The sequence below is a fragment of the Streptomyces reniochalinae genome (assembly GCF_003323735.1).
Lineage (GTDB): Bacteria > Actinomycetota > Actinomycetes > Streptomycetales > Streptomycetaceae > Streptomyces > Streptomyces reniochalinae.
In genome coordinates this window covers 663,060-686,113 of the sequence record NZ_QOIM01000042.1, presented here as the reverse complement: position 1 = coordinate 686,113, position 23,054 = coordinate 663,060, and the positions used below count along the sequence as shown (strand labels likewise).

Here is a 23,054-nt window from a genome sequence, read left to right as displayed (position 1 = left end):
GTCGCCCCCTACTTGTCGTACTTGAGGTACTCGTCGAGTTTCGCGATCGAGGACATCTGCGAGGTGATGCGGTCCTCGTCCTTGGCGTGGGCGCCTCGCGAGTAGTCGAGGTGGTTGGAGATCTGGCCGCAGGCGTCGCCGAGCGTCTTGAGTTTGGTGTCCCAGGAGTCGCACGCCTCGCTCAGCGCCGTGCCCATGTCGAAGCCGTCGTCGGCCAGTGAGCCGGCGGCCTCGTAGCTGGCGTGGCGCGCGTGCTTGCCGTCGACACCGAGCTGGTGCCGCAGGTCGTACGCCATGTTGCCGAGCTTGCCCAGTTCGTCGTCGTGGACGACGAGGTCCGACGCGCCGCCGTTCCCGCCCGAGCCGCCCGCGGCCGGGCGCCCGGCGAGTTGCATGCGGGTGTCGTCCCCCGCGGCGGCGGCGTTCGCCTTGGCCTGCTCCCACTCCTCGAAAGCCACTGTTGCCTCCCCCGTCACTCCGTCATTACCAACAAGATCCGTACCAAGAGGATCCGATTTCAACTTGGGGAGACACCCCTGTGCAAGGCAACGGTTCCGGGCCACCGGCATCCGTGCTCTCCACCGCCGCTCCAGGCCGAAAATCCTTTGCCGTCGCGGGTGCACCGGAGCGCACAATGGGTGAGCGCCGGGCCGCACGACCGCGGCGGCGCCTGGCGGTTCACGCGCGGTTCACGTGTGTGTTTGCTCGTTTGCGCGGACGTCGCGTGCGCGTGCGCGCGGACGTCGCGCCGGAAGTCACCGAGCGGTTTCGGGGGAGTTGGTCAGTCATGAGTCACGTCGAGATGCCCGGGGCACGGGTGCCGATCCGCATGTGGGCGGACCCGGCGTCCGTGGAGGACGCGGCCCTGCGGCAGTTGCAGAACGTCGCGACCCTGCCCTGGATCAAGGGCCTCGCGGTGATGCCGGACGTGCACTACGGGAAGGGCGCCACGGTCGGGTCCGTCATCGCGATGCACGGGGCGGTCTGCCCGGCGGCGGTGGGCGTCGACATCGGGTGCGGCATGTCCGCCGTGCGGGCGTCGCTGACCGCGAACGACCTGCCCGGTGACCTCTCACGGCTGCGCTCGCGGGTCGAGCAGGCCATTCCGGTCGGCCGCGGGATGCACGACGAGCCGGTGGAGCCCGGCCGCGTCCACGGGCTGCCGACCAACGGGTGGGAGGACTTTTGGGCGCGGTTCGGCGGCGTGGCAGAGTCCGTACGGTTCCGGCAGGAGCGCGCCACCAAGCAGATGGGCACGCTCGGCGGGGGCAACCACTTCATCGAGGTGTGTCTCGACACCGAGGACCAGGTGTGGCTGATGCTGCACTCGGGTTCGCGCAACATCGGCAAGGAGCTCGCGGACTTCCACATCGGGGTGGCTCAGAAGCTGCCGCACAACCAGGGACTGGTCGACCGCGACCTGGCGGTCTTCGTCGCTGACACCCCGCAGATGGGGGCCTACCGGCACGACCTGTTCTGGGCGCAGGAGTACGCCAAGCACAACCGTGCGCTGATGATGGGCCTGCTCAAGGACGTCGTGCGCAAGGAGTTCAAGAAGGCGAAGCCGGTCTTCGACGAGACGATCTCCTGCCACCACAACTACGTGGCGGAGGAGCGCTACGACGGTATGGAGCTCCTCGTCACCCGCAAGGGCGCCATCCGTGCGGGCGGCGGCGAGTACGGCATCATCCCCGGTTCGATGGGCACCGGCTCCTACATCGTCAAGGGCCTGGGGAACGCGGCGTCGTTCAACTCGGCCTCGCACGGCGCAGGCCGGCGTATGAGCAGGAACGCGGCCAAGCGCCGGTTCTCCGAGCAGGATCTGGCGGAGCAGACACGGGGCGTCGAGTGCCGCAAGGACGCGGGGGTGGTGGACGAGATCCCCGGTGCGTACAAGCCGATCGAGCGCGTCATCGACCAGCAGCGCGACCTGGTGGAGGTCGTCGCCAAGCTGAAGCAGGTCGTGTGCGTGAAGGGATGACGCGGAGACCGGCCCCGCGCCACGGGGTACCCCCTCTTCCATGCGTCACCGCCTAAGGGGGTGACGCATGGAAGAGGGGGTACCCGGCGCGGCGCGCTGCGGGAGCGTCATCCGTCAAAGGGAACGACACGCCGACGGGGGTGCCCCGGCGAAAGGGCACGGCCGGGGGCCCCTCAGGCGGCCGGCCGTCTCACGGCGGCCGCCCGGCTCAGTGCGTCGCGCAGCCGGTCGCGGGCCTCGGTGTGGGCGGCGATGCGGGCTTCCAGGACGGCGAGCCGTTCCTCGACGACGCGCAGTCCCTCGGGGGAGGGCGCACCGGCGGTGATGTCGCCGTCCAGGCAGGCGGCGAAGAAGCCGACGTCCTCCAGCGTCAGCCCGGCGTCGATGAGATGGCGGATGTTGCGGATACGCACTTCGGCGGACGCGTGGTAGACGCGGTAGCCGTTGGCGGCTCGCTCCGAGGTGAGGAGATCCGCCTGCTCGTAGTGGCGCAGTGCCCGCGCCGTGGTCCCCGTCCGCCGTGCCAGTTCACCGATGCGCACCGAGGCTCCCCCTCCGCCGGGCCCAGTGGAACGTACCTTGGACAGTGGTACCACGCGCCTCACGCCACCACCGCGCCGCCGTCCACGGGCAGCACGACCCCGGTGACGAACGCGGCCTTGTCCGAGGCCAGTTGGACGAGCACGGAGGCGACCTCCTCGGGCCTGCCGACGCGGCCGAGCGGGGTGTGGCCGATCTGCCACTTCCTGAGGGCCGCCCGCCGCTCCGCATCGAGGCCGCGGTGTTCCCCGATGGGGGTGTCGATGGCGCCCGGGGCGACGGCGGCGACCCGGATGCCGTCCGCCGCCAGGTCCACCGCCCAGCCGCGGGTGAGCACCTCGAGGGCCCCCTTCGTCGCGGCGTAGAGGGAGTTGCCCGGCCAGGCGCGCTGCCCGAGCGCTGTGCTGACGTTGAGGATCACGCCGCCCGCCGGTGCCGTCCGCAGCGCGGGCAGCGCCGCCTGCGTCAGCAGGACGGGGGCGGTGAGATTGGTGGTGAGCTGCCACTCTATCCCGGCGGGGGTGTAGCCGCCCAGGCTCTCGTCGCCGACCACGGCGGCGTTGTTGACCAGCACGTCGAGCCGGCCCGTCGCCTGGAGCGCCGCCTCGACGATGCGGTCCGGCGCGTGCGGGGCGGTGATGTCGGCGGATACGGGCGTGATCGTGCCGGAGCCCGGTTCGGCGGCCGCCTCGCGCAGCGGCTCCGCCCGGCGGCCCACGGCGATGACGTGGGAGCCGTTGGCGGCGAACGCGCGGGCGGTGGCCCGGCCGATCCCGGTTCCCGCACCGGTGACGACGACGGTGCGCGGACCGTCGCCTGGGCGGGAGGCGGAGCCGGAGGGTGAGGTGTTCTCGGTCATGTCCGCATCCTCGAACCCTGCCGCTGACGTCAAGGTCAAGCGCTCGGCACGGCGGTGGGTCCCGGCGGCGATCTTCTACGACGAATCACCCGGAATATACGCGCACTGTGCTACAACCCCCACCGCACTCTCCGCACTTCTTGCGAGGAAGTGAGCAGATGGCCACGCAGCGTACTCATATGCCTTAAGGTCTGGTGGATGTCGGCGCCTCACCACAAACGTGGCGGTTCTGTGCGCTGTGTGGGGGTTCCGCGTACCTGGGGGGTTCATGCGGCGCGACTTCGCGTTTGTGTCCGAGCTGGGGGAGCCGGCCGAGCCGGAGCCCGGCAGAAGGCCCGGAGCCGTACCGGCACCGGTCGAAGCCGGCCGCACCGGTGGCAGGCACAGGGACGACATCGCGGCCGGAGACGTCACCGCCAGCCGGGAGAAGTGCGGCTGGTACCGGCCCGTCGCGCTGGCAGCCGACGCCGTCGGAGGCACGCTGCCCGTGGCACTGCTCTTCCACCAGGCGTCGCAGGCGCACACGGCCGCCGCGACGGCGACGGTCGGCGGATGCTGGCTCGGCGTGCTGGCCGCCCACCAGCGGTACGGCCGCCGCTGGCTGGGCGAGACCAGGGGACTGCTGGCGACGGTGCACGACTGGCTCACGCTCGTCGGGGTGCTCGCCGTCGTCCGGGTGGTGACCGGCGAGAACTCCCCGCCCGCGGTCGCCCTGGTGGCGCTGACCCCCGCTCCGCTGCTCACCGCGGCATGCCGCTCGGTGACGCACCGGCACCTGACGGCACAGCGCCGCCAGGCCCACGCGGTGCGGCGGGCGCTGGTGGTCGGCGAGGGCGGCGCCGTGGACCGGGTGGTGGAGCAGTTGGCCAGCCGCACGGACCATCCCTACGTCGTCATCGGCGCCGTGCCGGTCGGTGGAGCGGCCCCCCGCAGCGGCGTGCCCGAGGCCGGGCAGTTGGACGCCGCGCCGTCCGGGGACGGCAGAGACGGCGGCACCGTCGACGGTGCGGCCGTCCTGGCGGCCATCCGGCTGCACCGGGTCGAGACGGTGCTGGTGGTGCCCGGGGCGCTGCTGTGCGGCGAGCGGTTGCGCACGCTGACGTGGGCGGTGCAGGACGCGGGGCTGCCGCTGGTCATCGCCTCAGGGCTGGCGGACGTGGCGCTGCGCCGGGTGCGCCCCTCCACCGCTGCGGGGCTCCATCTGCTGCACGTCGACCCCCCGGTGCGGCGCGGCCCGCAACTCGCGCTCAAGGCCGTGCTGGACCGGGTGGGTGCCGCGCTCGGACTGGCGCTGCTGGCGCCGCTGTTCGCGCTCGTGGCGCTGGCCGTACGGCTCGACTCCCCCGGGCCGGCGCTCTACCGGCAGGTCCGCGTCGGCCACCACGGCACGCCGTTCACCATGTGGAAGTTCCGCTCGATGTCCGTCGGCGCCGACCGGCTGCGGCCGCATCTGGCCGCCGCCAACGAGGTGGACGGGCCGCTGTTCAAGATGCGGACCGACCCGCGCGTCACCCGCGTCGGCCGGGTACTGCGGCGCACCTCGCTGGACGAGTTGCCGCAGCTGGTGAACGTGGTGCGTGGGGAGATGTCGCTCGTGGGCCCGCGGCCTCCGCTGCCGGAGGAGGTGGCGGACTACGGGGCGACGGCGCTGCGGCGGCTGGCGGTGCGGCCCGGGCTGACCGGGCCCTGGCAGGTGAGCGGCCGCTCGGACCTCTCGTGGGACGAGAGCCTGGCGCTGGACCTGCGCTACGCGGACAACTGGTCGCTGACGACGGACCTGGACCTGCTGGCCCGCACCGTGCGGGCCGTGGTGGACGGAAGAGGCGCATACTGAATGGACCCCCGAGCCCCCGAAGCGTTACGCACCCGCGCAGGGTTACGCACCCGCCGCAGCCCCCGGCCGCCCTCGCCGCTCCGGCCGATCGGGCCGATCCGGTCGATCCGGCCGATCCGGTCGACTGGGCGGACCGGACCGCCCCTGCCGGCCGGGCCGCGTGGACAGCTCCGACTCCTGCCACCACTCGTACGTGAAGCGGATACCCTCCCGCAGCGGCACCCGCGGCCGGAAGCCGAGCGCGAACAGGCGGCTGACGTCGAGAAGTTTGCGCGGGGTGCCATCGGGGCGGTCCGTGTCCCAGGTGACGCGCCCTCGGTAGCCGACCACGTCGCGCACCGTCTCGGCGAGCGCCGCGATGGTCAGGTCCCGCCCGCAGCCGACGTTGACCGGTGCGGGACCGTCGTAGTCCCGCAGCAGCAGGACGCACGCCCGCGCCAGGTCGTCGACGTGCAGGAACTCGCGGCGCGGCGTGCCGCTGCCCCACAGCACCACCTCGGGCGCCCCGTCCCGCTTCGCCTTGTGGAAGCGGCGCACGAGGGCGGGCAGCACGTGCGAGGTCTCCAGGTCGAAGTTGTCACCGGGCCCGTACAGGTTGGTCGGCATCGCGCTGATGTAGGCGGCGCCGTACTGCTCGCGGTAGGCGCGGACCTGGGTGATGCCCGCGATCTTGGCGAGCGCGTACGGCTCGTTCGTCGGCTCCAGGGCGCCGGTGAGCAGGGCGTCCTCGGTGATCGGTTGCGGCGCGTGCTTGGGATAGATGCAGGACGAGCCCAAAAAGAGCAGCCGGGGGACGCCCGCGGCGTGGGCGCCCGCGATGACGCTGAGCTGGATGCGCAGGTTGTCCTCCAGGAACGGCACGGGCTGCGTCTTGTTGGCCATGATGCCGCCGACCCTGGCGGCCGCCAGTACGACCGCGTGGGGGCGCGCTTCGCGCAGCCAGCGCGCGGTGGCGGGCGCGTCGCGCAGGTCGAGGGCGGCGCGGTCGCGGGTCAGCACCTCGTAGCCGTCGGCCGCCAGCCGGCGGGCCACGGCGGAGCCGACCAGTCCGCGGTGGCCGGCGACGACCACGCGGGCACGGTCAGGCAGCAGCGTCCCGGCCCCGGTGACGGGGTCGGGAACAGGAGCGGGGCCGGGGACCGGGGCGGATCGAGGGGTGGCGTGCGCGGGCGTCGTGCGCGGCGTCGGCGTCATGGCGTCGCATTGTGCCACCCAACAGCCCCGAACGGGCAGATAAGCGGCAAAGAGTACGAAGCCCGCGCACCGGATGAGACCGTCATCCCGGGACCGGCCGAGAGCACGGCAGGTCTCCCCGCCACCACGGACACACACCACTGAGGACGGCGCCGCATGGGCAAGAGCGTGGGCGACAGCGTGGGCAAGAGCGCGCTGATCACCGGCATCACCGGCCAGGACGGCTCGTACCTGACCGAACTGCTGCTGGAGAAGGGCTACACGGTGCACGGCCTGCTCCGCCGTTCCTCCTCCTTCAACACCGGCCGCATCGACCACCTGTACGAGGACCCGCACGACGAGGGCCGCTCCCTCGTCCTCCACCACGCCGACCTCGCCGACGGCGTCGCCCTCGTCAACCTCCTGCGCGACCTTCGCCCCGACGAGGTCTACAACCTCGGCGCCCAGTCCCACGTGCGCGTCTCCTTCGACTCGCCGCTCTACACCGGCGACGTCACCGCCATGGGAACCCTGCGGCTGCTGGAGGCGATACGGGCCAGCGGCATCGACACCCGCATCTACCAGGCCTCCTCCTCCGAGATGTTCGGCGCGGCCCCTCCCCCGCAGAACGAGGCGACGCCCTTCCACCCGCGCAGCCCGTACGGCTGCGCGAAGGTCTTCGGGTACTGGGCCACGGTCAACTACCGCGAGGCGTACGGCCTGTTCGCGGTCAACGGCATCCTCTTCAACCACGAGTCCCCGCGCCGCGGCGAGACGTTCGTGACCCGCAAGATCACCCGAGCCGTCGCCCGCATCAGGGCCGGGCTGCAACGCCACCTCTACCTCGGGAACCTGGACGCGGTGCGGGACTGGGGGTACGCGCCCGAGTACGTCGAAGCCATGTGGCTGATGTTGCAGGCTCAGCGGCCGGACGACTACGTGGTGGCCACAGGATCCGCCACCACCGTGCGGGCCTTCCTGGAGGAGGCCTTCCTCGCCGGCGGACTCGACTGGCGCGAGCACGTGCAGTTCGACCCCGCCTACGAGCGGCCCAGCGAGGTGGACGCGCTCATCGGCGACGCGGCGAAGGCGCACGACCTGCTCGGGTGGAAGCCGCGCGTCACGTGGGCGGAGTTGGCACGCGTCATGGTCGAGGCCGACATCGCGGCGCTGGAGGCGGAGTTGTCGGGTGAGGCGGTGCGCGTTGACCGCCGGTGACGCCGGGTGTCCCCCGGCCGGGGACACGCAGCGCCGGTGACGCCGGGTGCCCTCGGCCGGGGACACGCATCAACCACAGCAATTGGGGAGCACAGTGAGACGAACGAGGACCCTTCGCAAGGCGGGGGCCCGCACGACGGGGCCCCGCAAGGCGGCCGTGGCCGCGACCGTGCTGGCCGTGGCGGCCGCCACCACGGCGGTGCCGGCCCTCACCGAGCGGGGCGCCCGCCAGGCGGCGGCCCTCACACCGCCGGTGGCGATGACGGCGGACACCTTACCGACGTGGCAGACGAACGGCGTCGTGTGGGCGATGGCCCAGTCGAACGGCACGGTCTTCGCGGGCGGCACCTTCTCCGCGATCCGTCCGCCGGGCGCGGAGCCCGGTGCGAAGGAGCGCGAGGCCGTCAACTTCGCCGCGTTCGACGCGGCGACCGGCGAGCCGACGGACTGCCGCCTGAACTTCACGGTGGGCAGCGGCACGGCCACCGTGCGGGCGCTGACGGTCTCGCCGGACGGGAAGACGCTGTACGCCGGCGGGAACTTCGCCGCCGTCAACGGGACGAACGCCAGCCGGGTGGCCGCGATCGACCTGCCCTCCTGCAAGGTCGAATCCGGCTTCCAGCTGACGGTCTCGGCGCCGGTGCACGCGCTGGCCGCCACCGACGACACCGTCTACCTCGGCGGTGACTTCACCACGGTGGAGGGGGAGAAGCGGGCCAAGTTCGCGGCGGTCTCCACCGAGGGGCAGCTGAAGTCCTGGAAGGCGGACGCGGACAAGGCGGGCCGGGCGGTGGAGGTCACGCCGGACGGGAAGAGCGTGGTGCTGGGCGGCGACTTCGAACAGGTGCGCGGGGCCGACTCGCACGCGCTGGCGGTCGTGGACGCCTCGTCGGGCGCGCTGAGGAAGAGCTATCCGAACCGGTTCGTGCCCCGCAACAGCGTGGTCAAGGGGCTCTACGTGGACGAGACCGGGATCTACACCGGCAACGAGGGCACGGGCGGCGGCGTGTTCGACGGCCGGATCGCGCTCGACCTGGACGACTTCGAGCAGCGCTGGCGCGACACCTGCCTGGGCGCCACCCAGGACCTGACCGTCTACAAGGGCGTGCTCTACAGCAGCTCGCACGCGCACAACTGCGAGAGCATGGGCCAGTTCCCCGAGCTGCACGAGCGGCAGCACCTGCTGGCGGAGTCGGTCGACGATCCGACACCGCTGCTGTCGTGGTTCCCCGACACGGACGACGGGCCGCTGAACGTCGAGCAGGTCGGGCCGCGCGCCATGGTGGTCTCCTCCGGCGGCGGCAAGGACTACATGTGGGTGGGCGGGGCGTTCACCCGCATCACCAGCGACGGCAACAGGCCGCAGCAGGGGCTGGTGCGTTTCGCGAACGGCCCGGACACCGGGGCGCCTTCCGTGCCGGACGGGGTGAAGGCCGCCAACACCACCAAGGGCGTGCGGGTCAGCTGGCCGGCGAGCACCGACCTGGACGACCGGAAGCTGACCTACCGCGTCTACCGCAACGGCGGCGGAGAGCCTGTGGGCACGGTCACGGCCGACTCCACGTTCTGGGAGAGGCCCACGGTCGCCTTCACCGACACCTCGGCCAAGCCGGGCACCGACTACTCCTACCGGATCACGGCGAGCGACGCGGACGACACCAACACCAGCGCCCGCTCCGAAGCGGCCACGGTGACGACGCCCGGCACCCCGACGGAGACGACGCTGGAGCGGGAGGCGACGGCCGACGCGTACGTGAACGGCGCGGCCGTGAACGCCACGTACGGCACGCACCAGCAGCTCGCGGTGCGCGGCTCGTCGCCGTACATCGGCTACGTGCGCTTCGACGTGCCGTCCCCGCCCAGCGGAATGGTGCTGGAGGAGGCCACGCTGACCGTCACGACCAGCAGTGAGCCGAGCGCGGCCAGCGGCGACACGGTGGACGTCGTGCCGGTGACCGGTTCCTGGTCGGAGAAGGAGGTGACCTGGGCGAAGCGTCCCGCCGTGGGCGAGACGCCGCTGGGCGGCCTCGACGGCGCGGCCGACGTCCGTACGGACTACGACGTGCCGTTGCGTGCGGGCGCGGTCCGGGAAGCGGCGGGCGACACCCTCGACCTGGCCCTGACCTCCTTGGGCAGCGACAGCCTGTGGCTGTGGGCCCGCGAGTCGGGCGGCACGGGCCCCAAGCTCACGCTGACCTACAGGAAGCCGTGAGCGCCGCCAAGGTCTCACGTGCCGTGGCGGCCGCCCTGGTGGCGGCCGCCCTGGCGCTGACGGCCGGATGCGGCGGCGGTGAGGGCGGCCGGCAGCACGGCGACCGTGCGGGCTCCGACCAGGCGGGCCGCACCGGCGCCACCGCGACGGCCTCGCCCCGTCCGAGCGCCTCCGCCGGGAAGGACGGCGAGGACGCACCCGACGACAAGGCCACGGCGAAGGTGCCCCGCTCCCGGCTGACGCCCGCCACCGGGTCCTTCACCAGGAAGGAGAAGGACTACCTGGTCGACCGGGTGCCGCGGGGGCTGGAGCCCGCCGCCGTGCTGGAGGCGGGCCGCAGAGCCTGCGAACGGATCGCCACGACGGCCGAGAGCAGCGAGAAGGACGCGGTCAGCGCCCTGAGGGCGGGCGAGATCGACCAGGCCGGACCCGCGATCCGGCACCTGTGCCCGAAGTTCGCCCCGCTGCTAAAAGCAGCCGGCAAGAAGTGACCCCCGCACCCCCTGGAGACCGACCGCTGTGGAGAGAGCCGCTGTGGACAAGCTGCCCGTCGTCGTCGCGATTCCGACGAGGAACGAGGCCCGGAACATCGCGGGCACCGTGCGGTCCGTGATCGGCCACTTCGCGCACGTCGTGGTCGTCGACTCCGGCAGCACCGACGACACCCGCGCCCTCGCCGAGGCCGAGGGCGCCGAAGTGGTGCCCTACACCTGGGACGGCCGGTACCCGAAGAAGAAGCAGTGGTGTCTGGACCACGTCCACCCCGAGGTCGACTGGGTCCTCTTCCTCGACGGCGACGAGACGCCGAGCGAGGAGCTGCTGCGCGAGATCCGGCGCGTCTTCACCCCGCCGCCCGGCCGCACCGTACGCCCTGCCGCGTTCGACATCCCGTTGGGCTACTGGTTCGCCGGGCGCCGGCTGCGGCACGGGTACACGATCGTCAAGCGCGTGCTGCTGGACCGCACCCGCTGCCGCTTCCCCGAACCCGACGACCTCGCCGCCCCCGGCATGGGCGAACAGGAGGGCCACTACCAGCCGCTGGCCCCGACGGCCGTCCGTCTCGCCGCGCCCCTCGAACACCGGGACCTCGATCCGGTCCGCACCTGGTTCGAGCGGCACAACCGCTACTCGGACTGGGAGGCCTGGCTGGAGGGGCGCCCGCGGGTGAGGGAGCAGATCCGGCAGGCCAAGACCCGCCAGGGCCGCCTCTTCCACCGGGCCCCGCTCAAACCGCTGGTGTCCTTCGCCTACGCCTACGTCTACCGGCGGGGCTTCCTCGACGGCCGCGCCGGGTTCGACTACGCGCTCGCGATGAGCTTCTACCGGTGGCAGATCGGGCTCAAGGCACGCGAGGCGGCCGACCCGCCGGGCGCCGGTACCGGGTCCGGGGCGAGGGGGCGGCGCTGACCCGCTCGCACGCCGTCGCGTACACCCCGCGCAGCGTCTCCACGACCGCGTCCAGGGTGAAACTGTCGCGCGCCAGCCGCCACGCCGCGCGGGAGGCGGCCTCGCCTGCCGCCGGGTCCAGCAGCTCCAGTACCGCCCGGCCCACCCTGGCCCCGTTCTCCGCTGCGCCGGGTCCTTCCGGTGCGCTGTCCACCAGGCGGCCCGCCCCGGCCGCCGCCACGTCCGGCGCCAGACCGCTGGTGCGGGTCACCACGACGGGCAGCCCCACCGACAGGGCCTCCAGCACGGAGACGGAGAACGCGTCCTTGACGGAGGGCAGCACGAACACGTCGCTGGAGCGGAGCCGCTCCATGACGCCCGCGTGGTCCAGCGCGCCGGCGTACTCCAGCGCGTGGCCCACGCCCAGCGAGCGGGCCAGCGCCAGCAACTCCTCGGCCAAGGCCCCCGTGTCGGGGCCCGCGAGAACGAACCGGGCCTCGGGGCGCTCGGCCAGCACCGTGGGCATGGCCCCGACGAAATCCTGCGGCCGCTTGCCCTCCTGCACCCGCGCGCAGTACAGCACCGTCGGCGGCCGCCCGGCCCGCGGCTGGGGGCGCGGCGGCTGCGGTGCCACCCCGTTGACCAGCCGGTACGAGGGCCCCATCGGCGCAGGCGCCGTCACCGCCTCGGTCAACTCCCGCTCGCTGCCGGTCAGGTGGAGCACCGCGTCGGCCTGTCCGAGCACCCAGCGCAGGCCCAGCACGTCCACGGCCTTCGCCACCCGCTTCTCGGTCGGGTCGATCATGCCGTGTGTCTGCAACACCAGCGGCCGGCCCATGCGGGCTGCCATCATCGCCACGGGGAGCGTGACCAGATCGCGCATCAGGTGGACGTGCACCACGTCCGCCGAGCGGAGCAGGCGGGGGGCCGCCGCGAGCAGAGCGGGGGACGTGATGCCGCTGACCTCGAAGCGGGGCAGCACGTGCCGGGCCTGGAAGAGCCGGGCGGGTACGCCGTCCACCGTGCGGGGCAGCACGCCGGGGAAACCGTCCCCGAGGGCGACCAGGGCCGCGCTCTCACCCGCTTCCCGTAAACCCCGGCACAGGTTGAGGGCCACGCGCGTGGGCCCTCCGAAGTCGTGCGTGGGCGTGTGCAGCGTCACGACGTGCAGCGCTTTCATCGGTGTCCCCTCCCTGGCCACTGGTAGGCATATTACCGGATTTGCCCTCAATCACTCCGGTTCTTCCCGTTTCTCCTTTGCGGTACGGCGGGGGCGGGGAGCGTGAGCACCCGCACCGGCACCGCCGCGCCACCGGGCCGCCTCCCCTCGCCCACCGCCCCCCGCGCCGTCCTCTCCCGCGCCCTCGCCATCCCGCTGGTCGCGGCGCTCGTGGCGGTGCTCCCCGCGGCGGTCGCCACCCAGCCTGGCCCTGGACCCCACGACGCGGTCTACTGGCTCCAGTCCGCCACCTGCGCGTACGCGGGCACCCGCCTGGCGGCCATGGTGCTGACCGCGCACCGGCGCCTGATCCAGGGTGCGTTCTGGCTGTTCGGCTACATCGCGATGGGCATCGCTCCCCTGGCGCAGACGGTGCTGGACCGCACGCCCACACCTGTGGTGGGCCCGCGCTCGGACACGGTGCTCGCCTCTGCGCTCGTCCTGGCCGGGATGGTGGCCTTCGACGTGGGCGCGCTGGTGGCGCGGCACCGGCCACCGCTGCGCGGCCGCATGCAGGAGCGGCGCAGGCCGCACGCGCGCGTCCACACGCGCCGCCTGTACGCGCTGTGCGCGCTGGCACTGGTGTGCAGCGGCCTGCTGATCGGCGAACTCGGCGGCCCGGCGGTCTTCTTCTCCAACCGCGAGGAGGTCAGGGAGAGCCTGGGCGCCGCCGCAGCGGAGGCCACCTCGCAGGCGGGCTCGGCGTTCCTGCGCGGTTTCGGCACCGTGCCGGCGCTGCTGGCGCTGCTCTTCCTCACGCGCTGGCTCGTCGTCTCGCGGACGGCGCGCCGCCGCCCGCTGGTGCCCGTGCTGTGGCTGGCGATGCTGGGCCTCAACGCCGTCGTCAACAACCCGGTGTCCAACCCGCGCTACTGGTTCCTGACGGTGCTGTTCTCGCTGCTGTTCACGGCGTTCCCGCGCAGCCCCGTGATGTACCGGGCCGCGCTGGCCACCGGGGTGGCGATCGCGCTGGTCGTCTTCCCCTTCGCCGACCGGTTCCGCTACGAGGAGGGCACAGAGCGGCCCAGCCGGTCGACGGACTCGCTGCTGGAACCGCTCACCATGAAGGACTACGACCAGGTGGGCATGGTCGCCAACACCGTCACCTTCGCCGGCTCGGGCGAGGGGCACAGCTACGGGAGGCAACTGACCGGCACCGCGCTGTTCTTCGTGCCCCGCTCGGTGTGGACGGACAAGCCCCACGACCCGGGCACCCGCGTCGGCACGTGGATGGGCATGCCCTACCCGAACCTCTCCTCCCCGCTGTGGGCGGAGCTCTGGCTCGACTTCGGCCCTTACGGCATGGCGCTGGGCTTCGCCGCCGTCGGCTACGGCGCCGCGCGCGCGGACCGGCGGTACGCGCGGCGCACGGCCGAGGACGGCTGGGCCGCGGCGACCGCCCGCACGGGTGCGCCCCACAGCCGCGCGGGGCCCGGCAGCGTCACGGCCGTCGTCGTGCCCCTCGTCGCCGGATACAGCTTCATCCTGTTGCGCGGCTCGCTGCTCCAGGGCATGGGCCGGGTGGCCATCGCCGCGCTGTGCGTCCTGTTCGTCACGACGCTCCGCGAGGACCGCCGGGCGCACGGCGCGCCGAGGTGAGGGCCCCGGCCTCGGCCCGCTCCCCCGACCTGAGCACCCGCGCTGCCCGCGACCAGCTCGCCGCGCCCTTCGCCGCCGAGCCCGCGCACAGCCCCCAGGCGGCGCCGAGCACCCCGCCGAGCGCGTAACCGCCGAGCATGCAGCCGACGGACGCGAGGGAGAAGACGAGTTGGATGGGCAGCGTGGTACGCGGACGCAGCACCCGCAGGGCCAGCAGCCCGCACGTGCCCAGCGCCATCGCCGCGTACTGGCTGCCCGTCGCGGGCAGCAGCCGGGACGCGGCCGACCACGTGTCCCCCAGCAGCGCCCGCCCGTACGCGCCGGGCAGCAGCACCAGCACCGCCGTCCACGCGGCCGCCGCCACGGCCAGCACTCCCCCGGTGGCGCACGCGGCGCGGGCGGCCCGCCTCTCGCCGCCGGCGCGGTGCAGCAGCGGCGGTCCGAACCCGGTGGCCGCGTTGAACAGCACGTTCAACGGGCCGTAGAGCGTGGCGGCGCCGCGCAGCGCGCCCACCGCCAGCGGATTCGCCACCAGTCCCAGGCCGATGATCGCGAGCTGCGTGCCCGCGTTCCCGACGCCGAACTCCACGGCGAACCTGCGCCCGAGGTGCCCGGCGCGCAGATAGCGGGCCGGGTCCTGGCCCGCGCCCCGGGTGTGCCGGCGCAGCAGCAGCGAGGCCGCGGCGAGTGCGGGCAGCGTGGCCAGGCCCCAGACCAGCAGCAGCCGGTGCGCGCTCGCGCCGTGCGGCTGGACGGCCAGCGCGGGCACCGCCACCACCAGGCGGAGCAGGTCGGCGCCGAGGGCGTGGTGGGGCCGGTGCAGGGCGGAGAAGGCGTAGCGGGTGGTCTCGTGGGTGAGGACGAGCGGCAGCACGAGCGCGAGTGCGGCCAGCGCCGTCGCCGTCCCCCCGCCGCTCGACGCCCACAGCGTTGCTGCCGTGGGCAGGCCGACGGCGGCCGAGGCCGGTGCGGTGAACGCCACCGCCGAACGGCACGCGCGGGCGACGCCCGCCGGGGCGCCCTTCTCCAGGACGAGCGCCTGGCCCACGTACGCCACGGTGAGGCCGAGGACGACGGTGAAGACGGTGTAGACGAGGGAGAACGTGGCGAAGGCGTGCACCGTCGACTGGCGGGCCGCGACGACGAGCACCGCGATGTTGGTGCAGGCCGCCACGCCCTGGTCGGCGACGCTGCACAGGAGGGCGGCCGTGCGGGTGTGCCGCCGCCGCCCTGGCCGCGGCGCCCCCGGTCCTTCCCGCCCTCCCGTTCCGGCCCGGTCGTCCGGGGCTCCGTCCTCAGGCACCGGTCCCCGCTCGGGGCGCCGCGCTTCCCCGGGCTCCGTCACCGGCCCGTCACGCGCAGGGCGACACCCTGCCGGGTCAACTCGGTCTCGCGCGGGCCCGCGTGGGCCCTGCGCGCAGGTGTGGAGGGTGGCGGCGGCGTACCGCCGCGCGGGGCGGCGGTCCCCGCGCCCTCCCCGTGCAGCAGCGCACCCAGCACAAAGCCGCCCGCCCCCGCGACCAGTTCCCGCACCCGCGCGAGGTCGTCCCGCCGCACCTCGCGCGGATCGCACACGATGAGCACGCAGTCGACCCGGTCGATGAGCGCGATGGCGTCGGCGTACGACAGCACGGCGGGCGCGAGGACGACCAGCACCCCGTCGCGCTCGTCGGCGTGCCCGATCAGCTGGGTGACGGCGGAGGAGGTCAGCGCGCGGGAGACCTTGCTGACGCGGTAGCCGGGGACGAGGTCGAAGACGCCGGACTCGCCCGCGTCGATGGGGATGCGGTGTCCCGCGGGCCAGCCGATGGTGCCGTGGCCCGGGGCGCGGGCCCAGCCCGGCTGGATGCCGTCGGCCTGCCTCAGCCGTTCGGTGAGGGAGGGGGTGCGCAGGTCGGCCTCCAGGAGCAGCACCTCCCTGCCCATCTCGGCGAACGAGGCGGACAGGTTCACGGAGGCGGCCAGTGCGGTGGCGATGCCGCCGCGCGGGGAGACGACGAGGACGCGGCGGCGCCGCGCGAACGTCTCGTCGTAGGCCAGCCGGAAGGCGACCGAGCGGTACTCCTCGGCGAGCCGGCCGTCGGCCAGCAGGGAGCGCCGCGCCCGGCGGCGGCCGCGGCGCCGGCGGCGCGGCAGCGTGCCCAGGACGGGGGCGTGCAGGGCGCGCACGACGTCGCCCAGGGTGCGTACGGCCGGGTCGAAGACGAGCCGTACCCAGGCGGCGAGCAGGCCGAGCCCGATGCCGACGGCGGCACCGAGCCCGAGCATCAGCGGCAGCCCGGGGCCCGACGGCGCGGTGGGCGGCGCGGCCTCGGTGACGACGCGGCCCGGTGTGGTGTCCTCGGCGCGCAGGTCGCTGATCCGCCCGTTGATCTCGGCGATGCGGCTGACGACGGAGGAGTGCGCCGACAGGGTGCCGTCGAGCGCTCCCTCCTTGCCGGATGAGGCGATCTCCTCGGCCAGCCGGTCGCGTTCCTTGGTCAGGGGTGCCCGCTGCTTCTCGTAGCGGTCGACCATGTCGGCGACGCGGTCGGCGGCGTCCCTCTCGCGGTTGTCGAGGTAGGCGTGTGCGAAGGCGTCGGCGCCGCGCGCGGCGTCGTCGGGGCTGTGCGCGGTGTAGGCGAAGCGCAGCATGCGGGTCTCGGGCGGATTGGTGACCTGGAGGTCGTCGAGCAGCCGAGGGGGGTCCGTAGAGCTGTCCAGGGCGCGGGCCGCGCGCTCGGCGACGACGCTGCTGGAGGCGGTGCGCCGCTCGGAGCCCATGCTGATCTCGCCCGCCGAGGTGTTCTCGCCGCTGCTGTCGGTGGGCAGCGGGCGGACGGTGATCTCGGTGGTGGCGGCGTAGGAGTCGGCGCCGCGCAGGCCGAGCCAGCCGCCGCCGAGCAGGCCGAGGACGACGCCGAGCGCGATGAGCCAGCGGTAGCGCAGGAGCTGGCGGAACTGGTCGCGCAGCAGGTCGGGTTCGTCGTACGCGGGCGAGCCGGCCGTCTCGTCGCCCTGGTGCCCGTCACGGGCGGTCATGCCACGGCGCCTTGCTCGCGGGCCGCACCGCGTACGGCGGGCGGCCGGGGTCTGGCGAGGTGTCTTCCGCGCGCGGGCCGTGCCCGTCGCATCCTGAGCGCCTCCTCCAGCAGGGCCGTACATCGGGTCAGTCCCGCCTCGCGGCCGAGGTGTCCGGTGGCGTAGTCGCGGCCGGCGCCGCCGAGCGCGGCGGCGCGCGCCGGGTCGGCGGCCAGGGAGCGGGCGGCGGCGGCGAGCGCGGACGGGTCCTCGGGCGGCACGAGGAGTCCGGCGGCGGAGCGGCGCACCTCGTGCGCGGTGCCGCCGCCGTCGGCGACGGAGGCGATGACGGGGCGTCCCGCGGCGAAGTAGGAGGTGAGCTTGGACGGCACGCTCATGTCCAGGACGGAGGCCCGCTGGGTGACGGCGAGGGCGTCGGCGGCCGCCAGGACGTCGGGGAAGTCGGCCTCGGCCGCGGGCGGCAGCAGGTCCACGTTGGGCAGCGGCGCGGCCAGTTGGGCGAGGTGGGCACGCTGATTGCCCTCGCCCATCAGGACGACGCGTAACCCGGGAGCCAGGCGGGCCGCCTCGATCAGGACCTCCAGGCCCTGCTTGAGCCCCATGTTGCCTGAGTGCAGCACCACCGTCTCGTCCTCCCGCCAGCCCAGCCGGGCCCGGGTCGTGGCACGCGCACGCGTGGGCGGTGCGATGTGCGTCCAGTTGGGGACGGTGCGCACCCGGGCCTCCCGCACGCCCAGTGCGGTGACGCGGGCGGTGAAGCTCTCGTGGATGACGCCGACGAGCGCCGCGGAGGCGAGGACCCGGCGTTCGACGGCCGCCGCGAGTGCGGCGGCGCGGTCGCCGCCGCGGATTCCGCTCTGGGCGGCAGCGGCACCCATCAGGTCCTGCACGACGGGGACGAACGGCACCCCGGCCGCGCGGGCCAGGCGGGCGGCCAGCACGCCCCCGGCGAGGCTCGGCAGCTGGGCGACGACCACGTCGGGGCGGCCCGCGAGACGCGGCGGGGCGAGCAGCCCGTGCGCCAGGATGGACGCCTCGTACAGCGCCCGGCGCGCCGCGGTCTGCCGGGGCGGGACGGTGTGCCTGCGGCGGTGGACGCGTACCCCGCCGCGCACTTCCGTCGCCCGCCACACGCCCCGCCAGGCGGGATCGGTACGCCAGGCGGGGTAGTGCGGCATCCCCGCCAGGACGTGCACCTCCCAGCCGTCCCGTGCCGCCCAGTGCTCGGCGAGTTGCGCCGCGTACGGCCCGATGCCCGCCTGCTCCGGTGCGTAGTTGGTCGACACCAGCAGCACCCGCCGGGCGGGCGCGGCGAAGCCGTTCACCATGGAAATCCCCCCATACATCCGCCTCTCTCTCCCCTGAGAGCTCCCCTCGCGTCCCCCTCCGGCAGGGTAGCGCCTGCGGTGCGCGGTTTCCCCAACATGTCCCCGTTTCCTGCGGGTTGTGGTTGCATGCAGCGATGCGACCCGCGGCCGTGGAGCGCCGCGGGCACCACCCGGCCGCCGCCGGGGAAGGCACACGTCCTGGGGGGACCAGCCATGACGCACACCGTGGGCTACGCGCCCGGCGCCTACGACCTCTTCCACGTCGGCCACCTCAACCTGCTGCGGCACGCCCGCGCACGCTGCGACTACCTGGTCGCGGGCGTGGTCTCGGACGAGATGGCCGGGCGCGCCAAGGGCAGACCCCCCGTCATCCCGCTGGTCGAACGCCTCCAGATCGTGCGCAGCATCCGCTTCGTGGACGCCGCGTTCGTGGAGACGGTGCCGGACAAACTGGTCACCTGGCAGCGGATCCGCTTCGACGTCCTGTTCAAGGGGGACGACTGGCGGGGTACGCCCAAGGGCGACAAGCTGGAGGCGGACTTCCGTACGGTCGGCGTCGAGATCGTCTACTTCCCGTACACCATGCATACCTCCTCCACTCAGCTGCGCCGCGCGCTCGACGCGCTGGCGGGACCCGAGCCCGTCACGCCCGAGACGGCGCGGACAGCTCCCTGAACCACTTGCCGCCGAAGGCGACGAGGAACAGCGCGTAGCACCCGAACAGCACGGCATAGGCGGCCCGGAACAGCTCCGGGCCGCCCAGCAGCAGGAACAGCACGCAGAAGACGCCGTAGTCGACCGGCAGCAGCGCCACCGCACGCCACGTCGAAGGGGGCCGCGCCGCACGGGCTCTTCCGCCACCGGGCCGCAGCTTGTCGGTGAGCAGCCCGCCGAAGAACACCAGTACCGCCACCATCTGGAAGCCCAGCGGCACCAGCAGCCAGCCCTCGCCGGGCAGTTCGCCGAAGCGGTGGAAGGAGACCAGCACGGCGGCGTGCACCGCCACGATCTTCGCGCAGTCCACGACGTGGTCGAGCCACTCGCCCGCCGGGCTGCCACCGCCGCGCAACCTGGCCAGCTGCCCGTCCGCCGAGTCCAGCGCGAACCCGACGACGAGCGCACCCCAGACCGCCACCCCCAGCCCCCACGAAGGCCGCACCAGCGCCACGGCCGCGATCCCCGCGAAGCTGCAAGCGGCGCTCGCCAGCGTGACCAGGTTCGGCGTCAGCCCCACCCGGTGGGCGGCGGCGGCCAGAACGCGGCCGAGGGGCCGGTTGACGTACCGCGAGTAGAGGGAGACCCCCTTCGATGTCTTCTGCGCGCTCCGTAACGCCCCGAGAGCGGCACGGAACCCCTCCAAGGGCGGGCCCGATGGTGTGGTCGAAGACATGTGTCCCCCTCGCTCGGTGTGCCGCGCATACTGTGCCAGGCACCGCGCGGGGAGCCACACCCCGCAAGGTAGGGTCACGTTCGCCAACAGCACCGGGAGGGGTTGAACAGGTGAAGGGGACGAGGACTCGGGGGCCGGCGCGCATACCGTTGGCGGCGACCGTGACGGCCGGGGCGCTGCTCGCCTCGCTGACCGGCTGCGTCACCGTGCACGGTGCCAGTGCCGTGGTCCCCGCGCTGAGCAAGGCCGAGGCGGCCGACGTCCTCGCCACGTTCGTGAAGAAGAACAACCGCGCCAACACCGCCTACGACGTCGACCTCAACGCGACGATCGAGACAGGACCGCTCGGCGCCATCGACCAGGCGGGGCTCACCTCGCGCAAGAAGGTCAGGCCCGAGGGCAACCCCGACTACAACCGGCTGAAGCTGACCGACACCCACTACCTGATCCCCGAACAGGCGGGCTGGCCCAAGTTCTTCGTCACGGACTCCCGCAGCGACCGCGAAGGGCAGGGACGCTGGCTGTTCGTCTTCCAGCGCGACCGGGCCGACGGGCCGTGGAAGGCGTCCTACCTGTCCGTGATCGACCCCGACGCGGTGCCGGAGTTCGCCAGGGACGAGCACGGCCATGTGCGGACCGTCCCGGTCGCCGGCGGCGACGCCGGACTGACCGTGCCGCCCGACGAGCTGAGCAAGCGGTACGCCCGCTACCTCCAAGAAGGCGCGGGGGACGACTTCGCGGCAGGGCCGCACACCAGCGAGCAGCGGGAGGAACGCGTCGAGGAGGCGAAGCGCAAGAACGTGCGCAACGAGTTCGCCGACCAGGCGGCGGAACCGCCGCGGTACGCGCCCTTCGGGCTCCGCACGAAGGACGGCGGCGCCCTGGTCTTCTTCGCCACCCGCCACCACCACAAGCAGACACTGCCGCGCGGCTACCACCCCGACGTCAAGAACCCGCTGGTCAAGGCGTTGATGAAGGGGAAGCCCCAGCAGTCGGTCACCTATGTGCGGATGTCGGAGCAGGCCGTGACCGTTCCGACCCAGAAGTCCAACGGCAAGGTCACCTTCCTCAGCCGCGTCGAGGGCCTGACCTCGGCCCACGGCAGCTGAGCGGGCGCGCCCCTCCCCGCGCCGCCGGACCGGGCCCGCAGCACGGGTGGAGCGCGGCGCTCAGCGTGCGGGCCAGGGCGCGCGCTCTTCCAGGCCGTCCACGGTGATGGCGTACTCCGCGCAGGCGTCGGTGAGGGTCTCCAGCAGGGTGAGGGGTTCGGGGAGCTGCGCACCGGCGGCGGGAGGCCGCAGCCAGCGCACCCCCTCGTCCTGGTCGGGCAGCCGGGAGGGCGGCAGCAGCACGTAGCTGCCCCGGCAGTGCCAGCGCAGCCCGGGGTGCTCCTCCATCGTCTCGGGGTGGCTGTCCAGCTCGCAGGGCCACCACTCGTCCTCGTCCTCCGGCCTGCCCCGCGTCCTGGTGAAGAAGAGCATCCGGTCCTCGCCCAGCAGCGCTACGGGCCCGAGCACGGTTTCGGCCGCGGTGCCGGAGCCGGTGTCACCGTCGGCCCCTGGGCCCCCCGCGCTGTCGGCGTCGCCGGAGTGGCCCCCGGTGCCGGGCACGCCGTCCGCGGCGGCCTCGCGCTCCCGTTCCTCCAGCCGGGCCAGCGCCGCGTACCCCGCTTCGGCGGGCACGTCCAGGACGTCGTGGGAGCGGCCCGTGGCGGTGACGAAGTTGGCCTGCGGCTCGGCGTGGAGCCAGCGTTCGATCTGGGCGCGGTCGGTGGTGGCCTGGGTCTGCCAGGCGAAGGAGAGGGGGTGCCGTCCCGGGGTGGGGCAGCCGATCCGTACGCAGGAGCAGCCGTATCCGGAGGGATGGGCCGCCGGGGCGAGGGGGAAGCCGGCCTCGGCGGCCGTGAGCAGGAGGTCCGCGCGCTCCGCGGCGGCCTCGCCGGCGCCCGCAGCCGCTCGGCCGCCCCGTGGTGACCAGCGGCGTGACCGGGGCGCGCGGCCCGAGGGCGGCTGCGCGGGGGACCCTGGGGAACCGTCGCCGCCGCGCGCGGCCTCCGCCTGGGCGGCCCGGCGGCGCAGCCACTGGGCGATCCTGCTCTCGCGTTCCATCTACCGCCTCACTCCGCGACTGTGGTGTCAGGGCGCGTCACGAATTCCGAGGGTACGCAGCGCGTCGGCGCGCTGAGGGGGAATCCGCGGATCACGGATGACTCCCCTCTATCCTGCGCTGTCCGTCGCGCGATCGGGAACGCGGGGTCGGGCGCGTCACCCGGGAGGACCACCCGGGCGGGCGTCCTGCCCGGCGGATCGTCCGGGTCCCCTCTAGCTTGGGTCCATGGTCACAAAGGCGGTTTTCGTCCCTATGGTGCGGTTGGTCCCCGTGGCGCTCGCGGTCGCACTGGCGGCCCCCGCGGTGGGGGCCGACGAGGCGGCTGCGGCGACGGCGACGGCGGAAGCCTCCAGGGCGGCCGTGCCGGCCGGGACCGCGGAGGGCGGCAGGGACCGGCCGGGGCCCGAGGGCGGCGGTGCGGACGGCGGCGGGGCCGACGCGCGGCTGCCGGGCACCCCACAGCTGACCGGCACGACCGTCACGGCGCACCGGGGCGGCGCCAAGGAGGTGCCGGAGAACAGCATGCAGGGGCTCGCGGCGACGTTCCGGCGCGGCTACGCGCGGGTGCTGGACACCGACATCAGGCAGCTGCGCGACGGCACCCTCGTGGCCATGCACGACGCGACGCTCGACCGCACCACCGACAAGAGGGGCAAGGTGAGCGCGCTGGACTGGAACGACTGGCAGGACGTCAGGCTCACCCCGCAGCGGGGACTGCCGGGACACTGGCGCCCCGAGCGGCCGCCGTCGGTGCGCGAGATCCTGGAGCGGTTCGGCGGGAAGGGCCTGCTGATGCTGGAGCTGAAGGACCCGGCCGGGCTGCCCCGGCTGGCGCGGCTCATCAGGGAGCGGCACCTGTCCCACTCGGTGCTGGTGGAGTCCAACGATCCGCGGGTGGCCGAGCGGGCGCACGCCCGGGGTCTGCTGACGGCCGTGTGGCGCTCGGCGCGGCAGCTGGCCGGGGACAGACCGGAGCGCTGGAAGCGGTACGTGACGATGCTCAGCGTCGACCGCGAGACGGCCGACAGGCACGTGCGCAAGGCGGTGCGCTCGGGCATCACCTACGTGTGGTCGCACACGGTCAACAGCCGTGCCGACCGCGACCGGATGCTGAAGCTGGGCTGCGAGGGCATCGTCACCGACAAGCCGGGCAGCCTGGCACCGACGGCCGCCCGTCCGTAACCG

Annotated in this window: 20 protein-coding genes; 10 read left to right on the top strand and 10 right to left on the bottom strand. The window is 73.7% G+C overall.

Going from position 1 to position 23,054, the window contains the following annotated elements:
- Positions 1-8 precede the first annotated feature (8 nt).
- Positions 9-458, bottom strand: a complete 450-nt coding sequence (locus DQ392_RS28545; protein ID WP_114018530.1) for a hypothetical protein — start codon at positions 456-458, stop codon at positions 9-11.
- A gap of 329 nt (positions 459-787) precedes the next feature.
- Here DQ392_RS28545 and DQ392_RS28540 point away from each other — a divergent pair, with 329 nt between their 5' ends.
- On the top strand, positions 788-1,981 hold the full coding sequence (locus DQ392_RS28540) for an RtcB family protein (RefSeq protein ID WP_114018529.1): 1,194 nt from the start codon (positions 788-790) through the stop codon (positions 1,979-1,981).
- Positions 1,982-2,154: 173 nt separating this feature from the next.
- Here DQ392_RS28540 and DQ392_RS28535 read toward each other — a convergent pair whose 3' ends face one another.
- Together DQ392_RS28535 and DQ392_RS28530 are read right to left on the bottom strand one after the other, a co-directional pair.
- Positions 2,155-2,523, bottom strand: a complete 369-nt coding sequence (locus tag DQ392_RS28535; protein ID WP_114018528.1) for a MerR family transcriptional regulator — start codon at positions 2,521-2,523, stop codon at positions 2,155-2,157.
- 59 nt (positions 2,524-2,582) lie between these two features.
- Positions 2,583-3,380 carry an SDR family NAD(P)-dependent oxidoreductase gene (locus DQ392_RS28530; RefSeq protein WP_114018527.1) on the bottom strand — a complete coding sequence of 266 codons (798 nt, stop codon included), beginning with the start codon at positions 3,378-3,380 and terminating at the stop codon, positions 2,583-2,585.
- Between the two features lie 268 nt (positions 3,381-3,648).
- Here DQ392_RS28530 and DQ392_RS28525 point away from each other — a divergent pair, with 268 nt between their 5' ends.
- Positions 3,649-5,214, top strand: a complete 1,566-nt coding sequence (locus tag DQ392_RS28525) for a sugar transferase (RefSeq protein ID WP_114018526.1) — start codon at positions 3,649-3,651, stop codon at positions 5,212-5,214.
- Positions 5,215-5,256: 42 nt separating this feature from the next.
- On the opposite strand, the gene DQ392_RS28520 is transcribed toward DQ392_RS28525, so the two are convergent.
- Positions 5,257-6,408, bottom strand: a complete 1,152-nt coding sequence (locus DQ392_RS28520) for a GDP-L-fucose synthase family protein (protein WP_147266587.1) — start codon at positions 6,406-6,408, stop codon at positions 5,257-5,259.
- A 180-nt stretch (positions 6,409-6,588) separates the two neighbouring features.
- On the opposite strand from DQ392_RS28520, the gene gmd reads away from it, so the two are divergent.
- The 4 genes from gmd to DQ392_RS28500 all read left to right on the top strand — a co-directional run bounded on the left by gmd (position 6,589) and on the right by DQ392_RS28500 (position 11,224).
- Positions 6,589-7,605, top strand: a complete 1,017-nt coding sequence (gmd, locus tag DQ392_RS28515; protein ID WP_114018684.1) for a GDP-mannose 4,6-dehydratase — start codon at positions 6,589-6,591, stop codon at positions 7,603-7,605.
- A gap of 94 nt (positions 7,606-7,699) precedes the next feature.
- The gene (locus DQ392_RS28510) at positions 7,700-9,817 is read left to right on the top strand and encodes a CBM96 family carbohydrate-binding protein (RefSeq protein WP_181856609.1); all 2,118 of its coding nucleotides are present in this window, start codon (positions 7,700-7,702) and stop codon (positions 9,815-9,817) included.
- Complete coding sequence (locus DQ392_RS28505; RefSeq protein WP_114018525.1) at positions 9,814-10,308, top strand: hypothetical protein; 495 nt, start codon at positions 9,814-9,816, stop codon at positions 10,306-10,308. The genes DQ392_RS28510 and DQ392_RS28505 overlap by 4 nt, the downstream gene beginning before the upstream one ends.
- Before the next feature lie 43 nt (positions 10,309-10,351).
- On the top strand, positions 10,352-11,224 hold the full coding sequence (locus tag DQ392_RS28500; protein ID WP_114018524.1) for a glycosyltransferase family 2 protein: 873 nt from the start codon (positions 10,352-10,354) through the stop codon (positions 11,222-11,224).
- Here the strand turns inward: DQ392_RS28500 and DQ392_RS28495 are convergent.
- A complete protein-coding gene (locus DQ392_RS28495) occupies positions 11,157-12,383 on the bottom strand; it encodes a glycosyltransferase (protein WP_114018523.1) in 1,227 nt (408 codons plus the stop codon). The genes DQ392_RS28500 and DQ392_RS28495 overlap by 68 nt on opposite strands.
- A gap of 102 nt (positions 12,384-12,485) precedes the next feature.
- Between DQ392_RS28495 and DQ392_RS28490 the strand changes: the two genes are divergently transcribed.
- Positions 12,486-14,021 carry an oligosaccharide repeat unit polymerase gene (locus tag DQ392_RS28490; RefSeq protein ID WP_114018522.1) on the top strand — a complete coding sequence of 512 codons (1,536 nt, stop codon included), beginning with the start codon at positions 12,486-12,488 and terminating at the stop codon, positions 14,019-14,021.
- Here DQ392_RS28490 and DQ392_RS28485 read toward each other — a convergent pair.
- The 3 genes from DQ392_RS28485 to DQ392_RS28475 all read right to left on the bottom strand — a co-directional run bounded on the left by DQ392_RS28485 (position 13,975) and on the right by DQ392_RS28475 (position 18,370).
- Complete coding sequence (locus tag DQ392_RS28485; protein ID WP_245982103.1) at positions 13,975-15,219, bottom strand: MATE family efflux transporter; 1,245 nt, start codon at positions 15,217-15,219, stop codon at positions 13,975-13,977. The two genes, DQ392_RS28490 and DQ392_RS28485, sit on opposite strands and share 47 nt — an antisense overlap.
- 143 nt (positions 15,220-15,362) lie before the next feature.
- Entirely contained in the window at positions 15,363-17,042 is a 1,680-nt protein-coding gene (locus DQ392_RS28480; RefSeq protein WP_114018521.1) for a lipopolysaccharide biosynthesis protein, read from the bottom strand.
- Positions 17,039-18,370, bottom strand: a complete 1,332-nt coding sequence (locus tag DQ392_RS28475) for a glycosyltransferase family 4 protein (RefSeq protein ID WP_114018520.1) — start codon at positions 18,368-18,370, stop codon at positions 17,039-17,041. Before DQ392_RS28475 ends, DQ392_RS28480 begins: the two co-directional genes overlap by 4 nt.
- Positions 18,371-18,583: 213 nt before the next feature.
- Between DQ392_RS28475 and DQ392_RS28470 the strand changes: the two genes are divergently transcribed.
- The gene (locus DQ392_RS28470; protein ID WP_114018519.1) at positions 18,584-19,045 is read left to right on the top strand and encodes an FAD synthase family protein; all 462 of its coding nucleotides are present in this window, start codon (positions 18,584-18,586) and stop codon (positions 19,043-19,045) included.
- Here DQ392_RS28470 and DQ392_RS28465 read toward each other — a convergent pair.
- On the bottom strand, positions 19,014-19,760 hold the full coding sequence (locus DQ392_RS28465) for a CDP-alcohol phosphatidyltransferase family protein (RefSeq protein WP_114018518.1): 747 nt from the start codon (positions 19,758-19,760) through the stop codon (positions 19,014-19,016). The two genes, DQ392_RS28470 and DQ392_RS28465, sit on opposite strands and share 32 nt — an antisense overlap.
- Before the next feature lie 110 nt (positions 19,761-19,870).
- On the opposite strand from DQ392_RS28465, the gene DQ392_RS28460 reads away from it, so the two are divergent.
- Positions 19,871-20,869 carry an SCO2278 family lipoprotein gene (locus DQ392_RS28460; protein WP_484421985.1) on the top strand — a complete coding sequence of 333 codons (999 nt, stop codon included), beginning with the start codon at positions 19,871-19,873 and terminating at the stop codon, positions 20,867-20,869.
- Between the two features lie 60 nt (positions 20,870-20,929).
- Here DQ392_RS28460 and DQ392_RS28455 read toward each other — a convergent pair whose 3' ends face one another.
- Positions 20,930-21,868, bottom strand: a complete 939-nt coding sequence (locus tag DQ392_RS28455; protein ID WP_114018517.1) for a bifunctional DNA primase/polymerase — start codon at positions 21,866-21,868, stop codon at positions 20,930-20,932.
- 226 nt (positions 21,869-22,094) lie between these two features.
- Here DQ392_RS28455 and DQ392_RS28450 point away from each other — a divergent pair, with 226 nt between their 5' ends.
- On the top strand, positions 22,095-23,051 hold the full coding sequence (locus tag DQ392_RS28450; protein WP_245982050.1) for a glycerophosphodiester phosphodiesterase: 957 nt from the start codon (positions 22,095-22,097) through the stop codon (positions 23,049-23,051).
- The last annotated feature ends 3 nt before the right edge of the window (positions 23,052-23,054 follow it).